Origin of the sequence: Nocardia sp. BSTN01 (assembly GCF_015354405.1) — a bacterium.
Lineage (GTDB): Bacteria > Actinomycetota > Actinomycetes > Mycobacteriales > Mycobacteriaceae > Nocardia.
Map to the genome: position 1 here is coordinate 34,274 of NZ_JADKYP010000015.1, position 14,715 is coordinate 48,988.

General features: G+C 68.4%; 16 protein-coding genes. 6 read left to right on the top strand and 10 right to left on the bottom strand.

The window, feature by feature from the left end:
* Nucleotides 1-72: 72 nt before the first annotated feature.
* Nucleotides 73-741: a winged helix-turn-helix transcriptional regulator gene (locus tag IRT45_RS14975; protein WP_309240970.1), complete on the top strand. Its 669-nt coding sequence runs from the start codon at nt 73-75 to the stop codon at nt 739-741.
* Here the strand turns inward: IRT45_RS14975 and IRT45_RS14980 are convergent.
* The 5 genes from IRT45_RS14980 to IRT45_RS15000 form a co-directional block, all read right to left on the bottom strand.
* Nucleotides 734-1,294 (bottom strand): alpha/beta-hydrolase N-terminal domain-containing protein, encoded by a 561-nt coding sequence (locus IRT45_RS14980; protein WP_194806473.1) that lies wholly within the window; start codon nt 1,292-1,294, stop codon nt 734-736. The two genes, IRT45_RS14975 and IRT45_RS14980, sit on opposite strands and share 8 nt — an antisense overlap.
* Before the next feature lie 5 nt (nt 1,295-1,299).
* The gene (locus IRT45_RS14985) at nt 1,300-2,106 is read right to left on the bottom strand and encodes a hypothetical protein (RefSeq protein ID WP_194806474.1); all 807 of its coding nucleotides are present in this window, start codon (nt 2,104-2,106) and stop codon (nt 1,300-1,302) included.
* Between the two features lie 48 nt (nt 2,107-2,154).
* Nucleotides 2,155-4,089 (bottom strand): UvrD-helicase domain-containing protein, encoded by a 1,935-nt coding sequence (locus IRT45_RS14990; RefSeq protein ID WP_194806475.1) that lies wholly within the window; start codon nt 4,087-4,089, stop codon nt 2,155-2,157.
* 129 nt (nt 4,090-4,218) lie between these two features.
* Nucleotides 4,219-5,016 carry an SDR family NAD(P)-dependent oxidoreductase gene (locus IRT45_RS14995; protein ID WP_194806476.1) on the bottom strand — a complete coding sequence of 266 codons (798 nt, stop codon included), beginning with the start codon at nt 5,014-5,016 and terminating at the stop codon, nt 4,219-4,221.
* Nucleotides 5,013-5,489: a nuclear transport factor 2 family protein gene (locus tag IRT45_RS15000; RefSeq protein ID WP_309240971.1), complete on the bottom strand. Its 477-nt coding sequence runs from the start codon at nt 5,487-5,489 to the stop codon at nt 5,013-5,015. Before IRT45_RS15000 ends, IRT45_RS14995 begins: the two co-directional genes overlap by 4 nt.
* 360 nt (nt 5,490-5,849) lie before the next feature.
* On the opposite strand from IRT45_RS15000, the gene IRT45_RS15005 reads away from it, so the two are divergent.
* Together IRT45_RS15005 and IRT45_RS15010 are read left to right on the top strand one after the other, a co-directional pair.
* On the top strand, nt 5,850-6,677 hold the full coding sequence (locus tag IRT45_RS15005) for an SGNH/GDSL hydrolase family protein (protein ID WP_194806478.1): 828 nt from the start codon (nt 5,850-5,852) through the stop codon (nt 6,675-6,677).
* A gap of 105 nt (nt 6,678-6,782) precedes the next feature.
* Nucleotides 6,783-7,913 carry an ImmA/IrrE family metallo-endopeptidase gene (locus IRT45_RS15010; RefSeq protein WP_194806479.1) on the top strand — a complete coding sequence of 377 codons (1,131 nt, stop codon included), beginning with the start codon at nt 6,783-6,785 and terminating at the stop codon, nt 7,911-7,913.
* Here the strand turns inward: IRT45_RS15010 and IRT45_RS15015 are convergent.
* Nucleotides 7,910-8,764 (bottom strand): TIGR03621 family F420-dependent LLM class oxidoreductase, encoded by an 855-nt coding sequence (locus IRT45_RS15015; protein ID WP_194806480.1) that lies wholly within the window; start codon nt 8,762-8,764, stop codon nt 7,910-7,912. The two genes, IRT45_RS15010 and IRT45_RS15015, sit on opposite strands and share 4 nt — an antisense overlap.
* A gap of 19 nt (nt 8,765-8,783) precedes the next feature.
* Nucleotides 8,784-9,836, bottom strand: coding sequence for a mechanosensitive ion channel family protein (locus tag IRT45_RS15020; protein WP_194806481.1), 1,053 nt, complete (start codon nt 9,834-9,836; stop codon nt 8,784-8,786).
* Between the two features lie 338 nt (nt 9,837-10,174).
* Between IRT45_RS15020 and IRT45_RS15025 the strand changes: the two genes are divergently transcribed.
* The 3 genes from IRT45_RS15025 (at nt 10,175) to IRT45_RS15035 (ending at nt 12,133) form a co-directional block, all read left to right on the top strand.
* Nucleotides 10,175-10,597, top strand: coding sequence for a DUF1707 domain-containing protein (locus IRT45_RS15025; RefSeq protein ID WP_228534370.1), 423 nt, complete (start codon nt 10,175-10,177; stop codon nt 10,595-10,597).
* Nucleotides 10,598-10,679: 82 nt separating this feature from the next.
* Nucleotides 10,680-11,597, top strand: coding sequence for a helix-turn-helix domain-containing protein (locus tag IRT45_RS15030; RefSeq protein WP_309240972.1), 918 nt, complete (start codon nt 10,680-10,682; stop codon nt 11,595-11,597).
* A 2-nt stretch (nt 11,598-11,599) separates the two neighbouring features.
* Nucleotides 11,600-12,133 (top strand): dihydrofolate reductase family protein, encoded by a 534-nt coding sequence (locus IRT45_RS15035; RefSeq protein ID WP_194806482.1) that lies wholly within the window; start codon nt 11,600-11,602, stop codon nt 12,131-12,133.
* A 117-nt stretch (nt 12,134-12,250) separates the two neighbouring features.
* Here IRT45_RS15035 and IRT45_RS15040 read toward each other — a convergent pair whose 3' ends face one another.
* The 3 genes from IRT45_RS15040 to IRT45_RS15050 form a co-directional block, all read right to left on the bottom strand.
* Nucleotides 12,251-12,544 (bottom strand): hypothetical protein, encoded by a 294-nt coding sequence (locus IRT45_RS15040; protein ID WP_194806483.1) that lies wholly within the window; start codon nt 12,542-12,544, stop codon nt 12,251-12,253.
* A 92-nt stretch (nt 12,545-12,636) separates the two neighbouring features.
* Nucleotides 12,637-13,449: a bifunctional 2-polyprenyl-6-hydroxyphenol methylase/3-demethylubiquinol 3-O-methyltransferase UbiG gene (locus tag IRT45_RS15045; RefSeq protein WP_194806484.1), complete on the bottom strand. Its 813-nt coding sequence runs from the start codon at nt 13,447-13,449 to the stop codon at nt 12,637-12,639.
* A 99-nt stretch (nt 13,450-13,548) separates the two neighbouring features.
* On the bottom strand, nt 13,549-14,619 hold the full coding sequence (locus IRT45_RS15050; protein WP_194806485.1) for a ParA family protein: 1,071 nt from the start codon (nt 14,617-14,619) through the stop codon (nt 13,549-13,551).
* Nucleotides 14,620-14,715: the final 96 nt, after the last annotated feature.

The window sequence follows — 14,715 nt, forward strand, 5'->3', positions numbered from 1 at the left end:
TTCCCGTGAGATCACGGTAACATAAGATTTAGAAGTAAGCACTCTATGATTTTTTACCGAAAGGTCCGAGCCGTGACACGACGGTCCTACAACCAGTACTGCGGGCTCTCTCGCAGCCTCGACCTCGTCGGCGAGCGCTGGACGCTGCTCGTCGTGCGCGAACTGATGTCTGGGCCGAAGCGCTACTCCGACCTCGCCGACGCCCTCGACGGCATCGGCACCAGCCTCCTCGCCAACCGCATCAAGCAATTGCACGAGGACGGCCTGATCACCCGGGAGCACCTGCCGCCACCCGCAGCATCGCAGGTCTACACACTGACGCCCACGGGCCGCGAACTCGCCGCCGCCCTGGTCCCGCTCGCCCTGTGGGGGATGCGACACCGGCTGGACGAACCGCGACGCCCCGACGAGAACTACCGGGCGGAGTGGAGCTTGGTTTTCCTGGCCGCGCTCATCGATCCTGCCGATACCGTGGGTGTGCGCGTGACGGTCCAGTTCCGGCTCGACGATTCCGCCGCCGCGCTGTCCATCGAGGACGGCGCCATCCGGGTAACCCCGGGAGAAGTGGACCACGCCGACACGGTTGTCGTGACCGACCTGCGGACTCTGGCCGGCCTCGCGTACGGCCCCGTCGATCCGGTGGCGATCGGTGAGCGGGTCAGGGTCGAGGGCGACGCCGCACCCGCCCGGCTACTGATCGACCTACTGACCCGGCACCGGGAGGTGCTGCGGTTCAGCTGACGGCGGCTCGTCGCCTCGGACTGTCGCGTTCTCGCAGCGCGATGTTCTCGGCTGTCCCGACGCGGAGGACGGCGCGCGTGAACAGGCGTGCCCCCCAGCGCATTCCACGCCCGGTACCGACCAGGAACACCACGATCGCCGCCGCACCCAGTGCGCAGCGCAGCCAGTACGCCGCGCCGACCGGGGCCTCCCCCATGGCCGCGTGCAGCCCGTTCTGCCATGCCGCGGCGCGCACGACGACCGCCGTCACCACGAATCCGCAGAGCAGCAGGATCGGGACGCGGTGGCGGCCGAAGCGTTCATCGATATCGATACGCCAGTGGCCCAGTGTCATACGCACCACACCGGCCACTCCGATGGCGAGTGCCACCGGCACACCGGTCACGATGGCCTGGGATACCGAGGTGCGCGGCAGGACGGCCGGAAGCAGCGATATCACGACGGCGAGGGTGACGGCGACGACGGTATCGACGCGCGGTCGCACGTGGAGGGACCGATGCCGGCGCGGCTGCGTCGTCGCGTCGGCCCGTGAGGTCGTGCTCTGCACTGTCATGGCGGTCACCCGGCGGCACCGGCTTCCGCGACGACGTTCGGGGCCGCGAGCCGGGCCGGTCGCAGCCGCCGCCACGCCACGATGCCGACGATCGCCGCCGAGACCGCTCCCACCGCGGCCGGAGCGCCGAAATGGAGCAGCTGGTCGCTGAGTCGTTCGCCGGACAGTTGCGTGCCGAACAGGAACTCCGGGTCCGGGGTGGCGTAGTTCTGCCGCCGGGAATTCAGGTCGACGCCCGTGGTGGCGACCGTCGCCAGGACATCGCAGCGGGCGCGGGCGGCGGTGTCGGTGCGGGTATCGCAGGCGGCGTGCATGCGACGCTGCAGGGTGGCGTCGATGGCTTGGCGTGCCCACGGCTGTAGCGGTTGCTGCCGCTGTTCGGCGTAACGCAGCATGTCGTAGCCCAGGTCGTGTGCCTTGCAGGCCTCGGTGAACTCGGCGGGAAGCTGAATCGGCGACGAGCAGTCCCCGTCGGGATCGACCAGAATCCCGTTCTCGACCACCGGTCGATAGCCCGCCTCGGCGGCGAAATCAGCGGGTACGGCCACCGACCACGGGTGGTCGCCGACCAGATCGGTGACCGCCGCGCGGGCCGGCGCATTCTCCACACCCGGCTTCGCCACCGCCGCCGAGGCGGGCATGGCGGGCGCGAAGGCCAGCGGCACCATGGCGGTCATCACCGCCAGCATCACCGAGACGACCAGCTGGCGGACCTTGCCCAGGCGTCGTGGCCGGCGATCTCGGGCCGGTGCGGTGGGCGTCGATTCCGGCAGGGCGTGCGGCCCGGCCGGACCCGGTGATGCGTCGGTCATGGATGCCGAAGGTAACCGATTCAGCTGAGAAAGACCGACTCGTGGGCCTCAATCCCGCATCAGCCCGATCCAGATGTGGTCGCGGGCGCGGGTCAGCGCCACCATGGTCTGCCGTGCCGCCAGCTCCGCCCGGTCGCGCTCGCTGCCACGCGATCGGTCGACGGGCGCGATCGGCGCGTCGGTGAGGTGGAACACCGCGGCGAAGTCCATCCCCTTGGCGCGATGCACGGTTCCCACCTTCACCGCATCGTGCTGGGTGCCGTCGTAATGTTCGAGCGACACCGCGGGAATCCGCTTGCGGCGCAATGCCGCTCGGATTCTTTCTGCCTGGCGGTTGGTATCGGTGATCACGGCGACGTCGGAGTGCGGATATCCGGAGTCGATCAGGGCCGCGATCACCTTCTCCTCGGCTCGCGACCGCGAGAAGGTTTCCGAGCGGGCGGTGCCGCCCGGCAAGACGACCTCGCTGTCGCGCAGGACGAATCCCGGAGCGCCGTCGAGGTCGTCGACCGTATTCGTGGCGTCGACCCGCTTGGCGTAGTCGTGCACGGCCGCGCGATTGCGGTAGTTGGTGCGCAGTACAGCGCCGCGGCCGACGATCGGGATGCCGGCATCGGACAGGCGCCAGCCACCGGGATAGACCTGCTGCTGGCCGTCGCCGACCAGCAACAGCGGCGAGGTGGAGGTACCACCGGCGATCTGGTGGACGAGTTTGAGCTCCATCAGGGTGAAGTCCTGGACCTCGTCGACCACCACCAGGTCGTAGGGTGCGTCCAGCGGCGCCGCGCGCAGTTCGTCGATCGCCAGATCGATCACGTCGTTGAAGTCCACCGTCGCGAGGTCCTGCAGCGCCGCCTGATACGGCAGGTACAGGTGATCCCAGACCAGCTCGCGGTGAGTTTTGTCCAGCCGCAGGCGGTTTCGGCCGACCCGGTCGATCTTCAGATAGAGGTCGCGATCGATACCTTGCCCCTTGATGACCCGATGCAGTTCGTCCTTCCAGTAGCTCGGGTTCGGTTCGAGGGGTTCGAGGTGGCGGCGGGCATTGCGCCAGGCGTGGTAGAAGGCGTTGTCGCCGCTGCCCAGGCGGCAGCCGATATCGCGGCTGCGCAGAAATTGGGTGGTCCACGAGTGGAGTCCGGCGAATTCCACCCGCTCACCCGCATGCGGTGCGAGGCGCCGGAAACCCGATTCGTGATAAGTCGGCAGCGTCCGCACGAAACTGGTGAAGAGCTGCGGCCCGGCGCCTTCTTTGGACAGCCGTGCCATGCGGTGCAGGGCGACGACGGTCTTCCCGGTTCCCGCCGGACCGCTGAATCGGGCGGGGCCGTTGTAGTTTCGGTAGACGAGGTCGAGTTGGGCCGGATCGAGAAACGTCATCCATTCGCTGAAAGGTCGCTTCAACGCCCGCGCTCGTTCGTCCGCACGCAGCGTCGTCGTCTCGAAAAGTCCTTCGGCGGGCAGGGTTTCGGGCACCGCGCTGCTGTCGGCGGACAGCAGGGCGAACCAGGTGTTGCGTTCGGCCACCGTCATCGCGATCTGCCGGGCGCTGCGGCTGGACAGGCTCGCTTCGGAGAACAGCCGCGCGGCGATGGTGGTCGGGTCGACCGCGATGTAACGCGCCTCGACCGGCGTGTCGGCCGCCTCGTCCATCAGCAGCAACACCTCGATCATATGCGGCACGTACCGGGTGCGGCCCGCGGTGAGATTCGCGAACGTCTCCTCCGCACGCCAGCGGATCCGGCGTAGTTCCGCGGCGGACGGCACCACCTCGGTGAGAACCAGGGCGAAGACGCCGCCCGGGCCGACGGCGTAGGCGTCGAAGCGATCCGAACGGCTGTTCTCGCGTTCCACGAGCACATGCCAGCCGTTGCGCATCAGCGGCACCGACAGGAACCGGCGCCAGGCCGGCGTGAGTACGGTCAGTTCGCCGAGCTGTTGCGCCACTCTTCGACGACGCCGCTCGAACTCGATATCGGCCATCATGGGCCCCCTTACCGGCGTAGCCGGGCGGGTCCGTGCTGGAGCCGCCACACCCCTGGCTACCAAAACCTGTGTCTATCAAGGTATTACATCGCGCGATGGAGTGCAGAGGATACGGACGGAGAAGGTCTACATCGGCCGATCCTGTTCGGCGGCATCGAGATCCGGCGCCCACGCGACCCCGTTGATGTGGCTGCCGCCGTCGACGAACAGGGTGTTCCCGGTCAGGTATCGCGAGTCGTCGGAGGCGAGGAATACGACCACGGGCGCGATGTCGTCGTACGGATCTCCGATGCGGCCCATGGGGTTCGCCGCATCCGCCATCGCTTCCATCTCGGGGTGTTCGCCCAGTACGCGCAGGAAGCTGCGACTCTTGGCGGCCGGGCAGACCGCGTTCACCGTGACGCCGGTGGGCGCCCATTCGCGGGCGGCGGTGCGGGTCAGGGCGCGCAATGCCTCCTTGGCGGCGTTGTATTCGAGCGACCCCACGTGAGCGTTGACGCCGTTGAGGCTGCACATGTTCACGACGCGCCCCCACCCGCGGCTCCGCATATGCGGGAAGGCGGCGCGCATGGCCCAGAACGGACCGTAGTAGCCGAGGGCGATGCCGTGCGCGAGTTGTTCGTCGGACTTGTTCTCGACGCGGCCGATCGTTCCTCCGCCCCAGGCATTGTTGACCAGGACGTCGATGGATCCGTATTCGGAAACCGCTGTCCGTACGACGTTTTCGACGTCGTCGCGATGGCGGATGTCGGCAGCGACGAATCGGCCGCCGATCTCCTCGGCGGCCGCGTGGCCCGATGTCTCGTCGAGGTCGGTGATCACCACGCGCGCGCCTTCGTCGGCGAACCGGCGGGCGATTCCCGCGCCGATCCCGGCGGCGGCACCGGTCACCACCGCGACCTTGCCGGAGAGTTGTCCGCTCATCGCGCAACGCCCTCGATTCCGGCGGTCAGCAGTTCGCGGGCCGCGGGATCGCCGTCGACCGTGCGGGCGGTGCGGGCGGTGATCTGCCAGCGGCCGTCGATCCGGCGCAGGGTGAAGTGGTTGGCGCCGGTGCGGGCCACCACATTGCGGCCGTTGTGCGCGACGACGAGGACGGACTCGCAGACCGCGACCGCCTCGTCGCCGTCGACGGTGACCACCGCCGGACCGTGGAAATGCAGGCAGCCACGTTTGATCAGCCCCTGATGGGCGTCGGAGCCGACCATCGCGGCCACATCGGCACGGCCGCGCATCTGCCAGTCCTCGACGTCGTAGGTGCCCTCGGCGGACCACAGATCGGCAGCGGCGACATTGCCCGCGTCGACCAGCGGGCCGTACGAGGCGATCATCCGCTCGATCGCGCGTTCGTCCTCGATCCGGGCGAGGCGTCGGTGCAGTTCGGCCAGTTCGGTCACGGCGAAATCCTTCCGATGGACAGGCGGCCGGGCCGATTCAGCGGTGGTCCGGCCCACTCGGGTCGAGTAATAGCGCACACCCGAGTGAGGCGGTGCCCGCGTTCCGGCCATCGGGATCGGGCGAGTCGCGGTGTGCGGCCAGACTGCCCGCCGCCGGAACGCGAAACCGGATCGCAGGGCTCTTCGGGTGGCGGGCTAGCGGATCACAAGCCGGAGCGGCAGCGTTCCGGTGGCGTGGATCACCGCGGTCCTGAAGCCCCGATTCCGCCGAACAGCGCCGATGTAACCTGGTCGGCCGGTGGCGACTGCTCGCGGGCCGTCGCCGCACCCGCACCCCTCTTCACGTTCCGGAGGTCTGCCATGACGACGTTGTCCTCGCCGCGTTCGGACGGCCCGGCGGCATCGCCGAACCGCTACGAACGCTTCGTCGCGCTGGGCGACAGTCAGACCGAGGGGCTGTGGGACGGCGACGACGGCACCGGCCTGCGCGGGTGGGCCGATCGGCTGGCCGAGCGCCTGGTTCAGGACAATCCGGAGATCCGCTACGCCAATCTGGCGGTGCGTGGCCGCCGCCTCGCGGAAGTGCGGGACGAACAACTCGATGCCGCCCTGGCGATGGACCCCGATCTGGTCGGCATCTGCGCGGGCATGAACGACGTCACGGCGCCCGGCACCGATTTCGCCGCGGCACTGGACCTCATGGAGGAGCTGTACGCGAAGCTGACCGCTTGCGGCGCAACGGTGGTGACGACGACCTTTCCCGACGTGCGCCGCATCGTGCCGCTGGCCGCCCGCTACATCGGACCGCGCGTCGACCTGATCAACGATCGAATTCGCTTGTGCGCGAGCCGCTACGACCTGCGCCTGGTCGATCTGTTCGGCGCCGCGTCGATGGTCGATCTGCGCATGTGGAGCGCGGACCGGCTGCACGGGTCCGAACTGGGGCACGAACGCTTCGCGCTGGCCGCCGCGGAGGCACTGGGCCTCGACGGCGCCGATCACGGCTGGGCGCAGCCGCCGGACGGCTCCGAGCGTTTCCGCGCGGCCGGCGCGGCCGGCGAACTCGCCTGGGTGGCAGCGACATTGCGCCCGTGGATGTGGCGGCGGCTGCGCGGCGTGTCGACCGGTGACGGCCGGTTGGCGAAACGCCCTGAACTGCTGCCGGTGATACCGGGCGGAATGCCCTGAATGGCCGAAGAATTCGCCGCGCACCAGTTTGTCCGCTTCGCCGGAAACCGAACTTTTCTCGGGTCGGATCACCCGCAGTGACCGTCGATGCGGTAAACAATTCGGGTGGACAGTGACGGTCGGCAGGACCGACGCGGGCTGAAACTCCTCACCGAACGGGCCGACGAGCCGTTCGGGTTCGTCGCATCGGCGTTCGAACCGATACGACTGACGCAGGCGCGACGCTGGGCCGAACTGTCCGTCGGCGAGCTGGCGGACGCGGCAGGTCTGTCCGCCGCGGTCGTCGAACAGTACGAGATCGGCGCCGTACAGCCCGATCCGGACGTTCCGGCCGACCTGGCCAGGGTGTTGAGAGTCCCCGTCGACTACTTCGCCACCGGACGCCCGATGTGCCGGATCGACGCCGCCGACCTGCATTTCGACGATCCCGGTTCGGCCACCGCATCCGATCGGGCGAAGGCGGTGGCGTTCGCGGAGTACCTCTGGGAATTGGCGTACACGCTGGCCTGCCGAATGCGGTTCCCGGCCCTCGACCTTCCCGCCCTCGAAGAAGGAACAGCGCCCGCCGACGCCGCGCGCCTGCTCCGCGACCACTGGGGCATCGCACCGGGTCCGCTGGCCCATCTCGGCGCGACACTCGAGTCGCGCGGCATCGTGGTGGCTTTCGCGCCGGCGACGAGTGCGGCCATGGCTCGGGTCGGCACCTACGCCGCGCACACCTGGGGGCGCTCACTGATCGTCGTGGCCGCCCGGCACGCGCAATGCGTCTACGGCTACCGGTTCGCCTGTGCGCGCGCACTCGGTCATCTGCTGCTGCACCCCTGCCCGCTGCCGGGAGACCGGACGCAGGCAGAGGAGGCCGACCGGTTCGCCGCCGAACTGCTGGTTCCCGCCGACGACATGGACCAGCTGTTTCCGTCGCCGATTCACTTCCCCAGCCCGGCGGCGCTGGCCCGGCAGTGGGGTGTGCCGACCGAGGTGATCAGGCGGATCGGCCAGGACCGAGGGCCACGCATGCACATTTTCGAACCGACCCGAATTGTGGATCACGACCGTGAGCCGGTCGCCGAATATCCCGGCGAGGCCCCAGGATTGCTCGCGGAGGCCGTGGCGCGGGCGCGCGGCGCGGGGCTCGGGCGCGCCGAGCTCACCGACGAACTGCGGTGGTCCTCATGGCTTCTCGCGGAGGTCCTCGGCGAGGCGCAGGTCGGCCCGCATCTGTCGGTCGTGCACTAGCCCCGCACTTCCCGCATCACCTTCGCGAACCCCTCCATCGCGGGCTCCAATACGGTGACATAGGAAAATCCGTACCGTTCCCGGCGTTCGCGCACCTGATCGGCCATCTCGGCGACCGTGCCGATCAGCAGGGTCGGCGCGTCCAGCACGTCGGCCACGCTCAGATGACCCATCTGCGCGGCGATCTCGGTGGCGGCGGCCTTGCGGTCGGTGGTTTGGACGACCTGCTGGACCAGGATGTTGAATTCCGGATCGCGGTCGTACTCGGTGACGAAACGCCGTGCCGCGGCGACACGTTCGTCGACCGTCTCGGCACTGGACAGGCGCATCGAGCCGTCGGTGGCGCCGGGGACGGATTCGCCACCGGTGAACGCGATGATGTCGGCGTGGCGGGCGGCCAGCCGCAGCATGCGGTTACCGCTGCCGCCCAGCAGAATGGTGGGATGCGGTTCGGGCAGCAGCCGCCGGAGTTCGGTCAGCGTCTTCTCGAGGTGGTCGACCCGGGACCGTGGGGTGCCGAAATCGATACCGGCTTCCTCGAATTCGTCTCGCACATAACCGGTTCCGAGACCGAGTTCGAGCCGGCCACCGGTGAGCTGGGCGGTGCTGACCACATCACGAGCCAGCAGAACCGGATTCCAGAACGCGGCATTCAGGACGAAGGTGCCCACCCGCGGGCGTTCGACGGCCTGCGCGGCGGCGAGCACCGACGGGAAGGGCGCCGGGAGTTCCAGGTGGTCGGGAACCAACAGCACGTCGTAGCCGAGCGATTCGGCTCGCCGGCATTTCGCGGCCCACTCGTCGGCGGACCCGGGATCGAGGAAGTTGACTCCGAAGCGGAATTCGCGCACTCCACGACTCTATAGGCGGCTACTCGGCCATCGCATGTTCGCGTTCGACGACGCTGGTCGGGATCTTCGGCAGGGCGTTCGGGTGCTCGTTGCGCAACCAGGCCAGCAATTCCTCGCGCACCGCGCAGCGCAGCGTCCACACGTCGTCGGCATTGCGGGCCGACATGGAGGCGCGGACCTGGATGCCGAACGGGGTGCTGTCGGTGACCAGCAGATTCCAGCTGCGGCCGTCCCAATCGTCGCGGGTGCGCAGATAGTCACGCAGATGTTCACGTAGTTCGGCCACCGGCGTGCTGGTGTCCAGGTAGAGGAAGACCGTGCCGGTGATCTGCGGGCCGCCCTTGGACCAGTTCTCGTACGGTTTGGAATTGAAATACGAGACCGGCATGGTGAGGCGGCGGTCGTCCCAGATGCGGACGGTGAGGAACGACAGTGTGATCTCCTCGACCGTCCCCCACTCCCCCTCGACCACCACGGTGTCGCCGATCTTCACCGAATCACCGAACGCGATCTGCAGGCCGGCCACCAGATTGCCCAGCGTCGACTGCGCGGCGACACCGGCGATCACGCCGATGATGCCGGCCGAGGCCAGCAGTGAGGTACCGAGGGTGCGCAGGTTCGGGAACAACAGCAGGATCGCGACCGCCGCGGTGGTGATCGCCAGCACCGTGGTGATGATGCGCCGGACCAGCATCAGCTGCGTATGCAGCCGCCGCACCTTGGCGATGTCGTTGGTGCGGTGAGCGTATTTCTCCAGCGTGTTCTCGGCGACCGCGTCGACGGCGCGCATCACCACCCAGGCGGCGGACAGGATCGCCACCGCGGCGAGGATGTTGAGCACGACCGCGTCGTGGCGCATGTTGATCTCTGCCAGCGGATAGGTGAAATGCAGGGCTATCGTCGCCAGGAACACCTGTAGCGGCAGGTGGATGCGACGCAGTAGACCGGGCAGTCGGTTAGCGGGATGCTTCTGCGCGGCGTGACTCAACAAGCGGTCGACCATCGCGCCGATCGAAATGGTGACCGCGAGCGTCGCGGCGAAGACCACCAGCGGTCGAAGTACCTCCTCCAAGGCTTCCAACTCCTTGCGACGGCTGTATCTCGGGCTTGCTCGTATCTCGGACTTTCAGCCACGCTACCGAGCGAAACCGCAGCCCGCCGCCGCTCGCGGCTGTGCGAAATCCGACACTTTCGCGACCTGCGCCGATGCGGTGAATAGTGTTTCACGGCAAGGCTTCCGGGTATTTTCCCCTGCTCGTCGGGAGGTCTCCGGCACCGTCCGCGCGGGCGGTCCGCGCCGGATCCGCCGGGAAGCGTAGTCGCGGATACGCCCGCGGGCGCAGGCACGATCCGCCGAAGCGTCCTACGCTGGGTGCATCGTGATTTCGTTTCCCCGGTGAGGCGGTTGCCATGACCGATTTCGACCCCGCGGTGTTCGGGTCGCCGAGCGTCCGCGTCGGCACGGCCGAGCGTGAACAGGCCGCGGCCGCCCTCGGCGACCATTTCGCGGCCGGGCGCCTCGAGCTCGACGAATACGACGAGCGCGTGAGCCGCGCCTACGCCGCGAAGACCGCCGCCGACCTGATCGTCCTGTTCAGCGACCTGCCGCGTCCGCAACCCGCCCCGCCGGCTCGTCCGCAGCGGCAGGCCCGCCGCGCGCGCCCGGTGTTCCCGGCGCTGCTGCTGGCCGCCGTGGTGGTCGCGGTCGTGATCGTCGCCACCACCCACATGATTCCGTTCTTCGTCTTCCCGGCGCTGTTCTTCCTGTTCATCCACCACCGCCGCGGTTACGGCCCGCCCGGATACGGCCCCCGCCGGCACTATCGGGTGTGATCGCGCCCCCACAGCCGGTGCGCGCAGACATGCGCAAGATCGGTCAAGCGCGACATGACCCGCGCCGACCACACTGAACGATGTGACGACCGGACGTGACCGATTACGGGAACTGCTCGATTCCGTTCTCGACGAGAACAACACCACGCTGAGCGCGATGGCGCAGGGCGCGTTCGCTTCGCCCTATCACTTCTCCCGGCAATTCTCGCGCGGCACCGGCGAGTCGCCGGTCGCGATGCGGCGGCGGGTGCTGCTCGAGCGCGCCGCCTGGCAGTTGAGTGGCGGCGCGGCGGTGACGGATGTGGCCTTCGACGCCGGATACGACTCGATGGAGGGGTTCAGCCGGGCCTACAGCCGCGCCTACGGACATCCGCCGAGCGCGACGCCGGCCGCCTCCCGCACCCGCTGGCTCCCCGCGGTGAACGGGATCCATTTCCACCCGCCGATGTCGCTGTGGGTGGAGGGCGAACCGAAAGGCAGACACGATATGGATCCGACGTCGCTGCTGCTGCACCACGATGTGGAGGACACACGTGAACTCCTCGACCTGGCGAAGGGCCTCGACGAGCACCGGTACCGGCGGCAGCGTTCGACGGCGGCGGTGCTGGCGTGGGACGGACCGGATGCGTCGATCGCGACCGTCCTCGCTCACCTGCTGTGGACCAAACAGGTGTGGCTGGCCGCCATCGAGGGCACCGATCAACCCGACCGCGGATCCGACGACCTCCCCGAGCTGACACGGCGATTCGAGGAGGTGGTGCCGCGGTGGCTGGATACCGTCCGCGACATCGACCGTCGCGGCGGCTGGGACGACACCCTGATCGACGCCCTGTGCGAGCCGCCGGAAAGTTTCGTCCTCGGCTCCGTGATCGCCCACGTCCTCACCTATTCGGCCTACCGGCGACTGCTGGTACGCCAATGGATCGACAGCGAATTCCCCGATCGGACAACAGAACACGACAACGGCGACCCCATCATGTGGTTGCGCAGGAGAGGATGACCATGCCCCGCACCGTGTACTACACCGCCACCACCCTGGACGGATTCATCGCCACACCGGACCATCGACTGGACTGGCTGCTGACCCGGCAGGTCGACAACGACGGACCGATGGGATACGACACGTTCATCGCCGACATCGGCGCCATCGCCATGGGCGCCAACACCTATCGGTGGATCCTCGACAACGACCCCGATATGAAATGGCCGTACCCGATGCCCGCGTGGGTCTTCACCCACCGCGACTTCGATCCGCGCACCGACGGGGCCGACGTGCGGTACACGCAGCAGCCGATCACCGTGGTGCACAAGGAAATGGCGGAGGCCGCGGCGGGCAAGAGCATCTGGATCGTCGGCGGCGGCGAGCTGGCGGGACAGTTCGCCGACCACGGATTGCTGGACGAAGTGTGCGTATCGATCGCCCCGATCACCCTCGGCGCGGGACAGCCACTGCTGCCCCGCCGGGTCGAGATGAAACTGACCGAACTGGCGCAGAACGGTGAATTCGCCTGCGCCCGTTACGATATCGTCCGTTAGGCGATACCGCGGGTTCACAGTCGCCACGCCGGTTAGGCGACCGTGAACCCGCCCGAAGCCGTAGGAACACACGCACAGCCCACCGCCGAGGTGGGCTGTGGCGCGACCGTCACCGGGTCAGGCGCCGGGCGGCGGGGGCAGGGGGCGGCCGTCGGGGCCGGTCGGCGGCGGGCAGGGCTTTCCGTCGGCTCCGGTGGGCGGGGGCAGCGGCTTGCCGTCCACACCCCGCGGCGGCGGCAGCGGGCGACCGTCGGGGCCGGTCGGCGGCGGCGGGCAGCCGTTCTGGGCGGCCGACGGGTCGAGAGCCTGATGCTGAGCCGGAGCGAGCGGAGCCGCCGCCGCCTGGCCGGCCGTCAGGCCGAAGCCCGCGATCGCGGCGGAGGCGAGAAGTGCGGCCGTCATGCGTGTCATGGGCGAATCCTTGTCTCGAAAGATGTTGTCCGTCACGGGTTTGGACGTTCCCGACCCGACGCGGTTCCACCGAACCGGAGATGTGAGTCAGTTCACAGCCGAGCGGTGGTGAGGACCATGGTGGCGTACAGCATCGTGAAGCTGCCGCCCATCGCGTCGATCGCCTCGCCGACGCCGGCGAGCACCCGATCCACCACCTCGGCCGGAGCTCGCGTCAGCGTGCCCTGGGTGGGCATCTGATCCAGCCACTCGTCACGGGTGTAGCGGTGCTCCCAATCGAAGCGCCACCGCTGCACGTCACCGAATCCGCCGGCATCGCGAATTCCGTTGGCGGAGTTGACCAGTATCGGCTCGTAGGGGTCCACCGCCCGGTCGGGACGGACCGGCGGCCGGAAGGGCGAGTCCGGGAGCAGCCGACGGTAGACCTCGGCGAATGCCTCGGCCACGGCGGGCGGCAGCTCGAAAACGTGCCAGAACAATGCCAACCGCCCGGACGGGCGCAACACTTGTGCCGCCTTGCGCGCACCCTCGACCGGATCGATCCAATGCCACGCGGTGCCACACACCACCGCGTCGAAGACGCGCCCGGCCGGATCCCACTCCTCCAGCCGGGCCACCTCCACCCGCAGTCCGTCACGCCGCGCGAACTCGGCCATCCGGGCGTCGGGTTCGACACCCAGCACGGTGCAGCCCGCGGCACGGAACTGCCGCGCTTCGATGCCGGTTCCGCAGCCGGCGTTCAGATAGTTCGACCCCGGGCTCGCCGCGACGATGCGGTCGATCATGGCTTGCGGATACGGCGGGCGGGTGCGGTCGTATCGGGCCGGATCGATGCCGAAGGATTCGCCGGTCGCCCGGCGCTGGGCGGGCGTGATCGCCGGTGCGGGCGGTTCGGTGGAGGACATGCGGCAACGGTAAATCGAGCGATGTCATTCGTCAACCATAAGTTGACGACTACTGCAATCGTCAACACATGATTGACGGGCCGTTCGCGCCTTTGGTGTTCACCGTCCCCACGCGAGCGTTATTCGCGTCGTCGCGAGAAAATCCGCCGTCAGTTCGCGCAATGCCAGGAACTGCCCGCCCGTCCCGTATTTCCTTCGCAGACTTCCGAAATCGGTGAACGCGGCCGCGGCGGCGATCTGATTGGAGTCGGGAATGCGGGTCGGAAACAACCGCGGCAGAGTGCGATTGGCCTGCAGAATCTCCAGGGTGGTGCGGTGGACCGCGGAGGAACGGCGATACTTGGTGACCACGACGCCGAGCTCCTCCAGCGGATCACCCCAGCGTGCGGCGAGGTGACGCAGATGCGCCTGTACCGGCGGAATTCCGTAGGTGGACATGATGTCCGGGATGGTGGGGATCAGGTAACCGTCGGACAGCCGCAGGCCGTTCTGGGTGATCGGGCCGAGATTCGGCGGGCAGTCGACGAGCACGTAGTCGTAGTCCTCGAGCACGCCCGACAGCGCCCGGGCCAGCACCGCGGTGGGTTCGCCCTGCCGCAGCCCGGGCATCTCATCCTGCAGCGCAATCAATTTCGGCGAGGCGGGCAGCAGATCGACGGTGGTGACGGCAAGCATCGGCGACACCTCGTGCTGAATCAGCGCGCGCACATCGGGGGCGGGGCGCCCGGCCAGAGCGGCGGCGAAGATCGCGGCCAGGGTGCGGTCACCGGAATCCAGTTCCATCGCCCGGTTTTCGCCGACCATCATCGCGGTGAGATTGGCCTGTGGATCCAGATCGATCAGCAGGACCCGCTTGTCGAATTCGGCGGACAGGATTTCGGCCAGCGCGGCCGTGGTGGTGGTCTTACCCACCCCGCCCTTCAAGTTGAACGTCGCCACCACATAGGGGCGTGAGCGCCCCGGCGTGCGCTCGGTCTCCCAGATCCGTTGCGGCCGTTCCAACCGCAGCACACGCCCGGCCCGGGTACGCCCCAGCCAGTCGAATCCGTCCTCGTCGGCCGCCGCATTCGCCGGCTGCGCCGCACCGAGCGGACCCACGACCTCGACCGATCCCGTGCGCTGCCCGGATGATGTCTCGCTTCGTAACTCCACCAGCCCGAGACCCTCCATTCACACAACCGTCGGCACGGTGCGCTACACCTTAATGATCGACACCCGCTGCGGCACTGCACGACACCGGCCCGCGAGGCGGATATTCGATGACTT

Excerpts from the sequence above, each read along its gene's own strand:
- IRT45_RS14980 (WP_194806473.1), bottom strand. The coding sequence starts at position 1,294 with ATGACAGTGCAGAGCACGACCTCACGGGCCGACGCGACGACGCAGCCG.
- IRT45_RS14985 (WP_194806474.1), bottom strand. The coding sequence starts at position 2,106 with ATGACCGACGCATCACCGGGTCCGGCCGGGCCGCACGCCCTGCCGGAA.
- IRT45_RS14990 (WP_194806475.1), bottom strand. The coding sequence starts at position 4,089 with ATGGCCGATATCGAGTTCGAGCGGCGTCGTCGAAGAGTGGCGCAACAG.
- IRT45_RS14995 (WP_194806476.1), bottom strand. The coding sequence starts at position 5,016 with ATGAGCGGACAACTCTCCGGCAAGGTCGCGGTGGTGACCGGTGCCGCC.
- IRT45_RS15005 (WP_194806478.1), top strand. The coding sequence starts at position 5,850 with ATGACGACGTTGTCCTCGCCGCGTTCGGACGGCCCGGCGGCATCGCCG.
- IRT45_RS15025 (WP_228534370.1), top strand. The coding sequence starts at position 10,175 with ATGACCGATTTCGACCCCGCGGTGTTCGGGTCGCCGAGCGTCCGCGTC.
- IRT45_RS15035 (WP_194806482.1), top strand. The coding sequence starts at position 11,600 with ATGCCCCGCACCGTGTACTACACCGCCACCACCCTGGACGGATTCATC.
- IRT45_RS15040 (WP_194806483.1), bottom strand. The coding sequence starts at position 12,544 with ATGACACGCATGACGGCCGCACTTCTCGCCTCCGCCGCGATCGCGGGC.
- IRT45_RS15045 (WP_194806484.1), bottom strand. The coding sequence starts at position 13,449 with ATGTCCTCCACCGAACCGCCCGCACCGGCGATCACGCCCGCCCAGCGC.
- IRT45_RS15050 (WP_194806485.1), bottom strand. The coding sequence starts at position 14,619 with ATGGAGGGTCTCGGGCTGGTGGAGTTACGAAGCGAGACATCATCCGGG.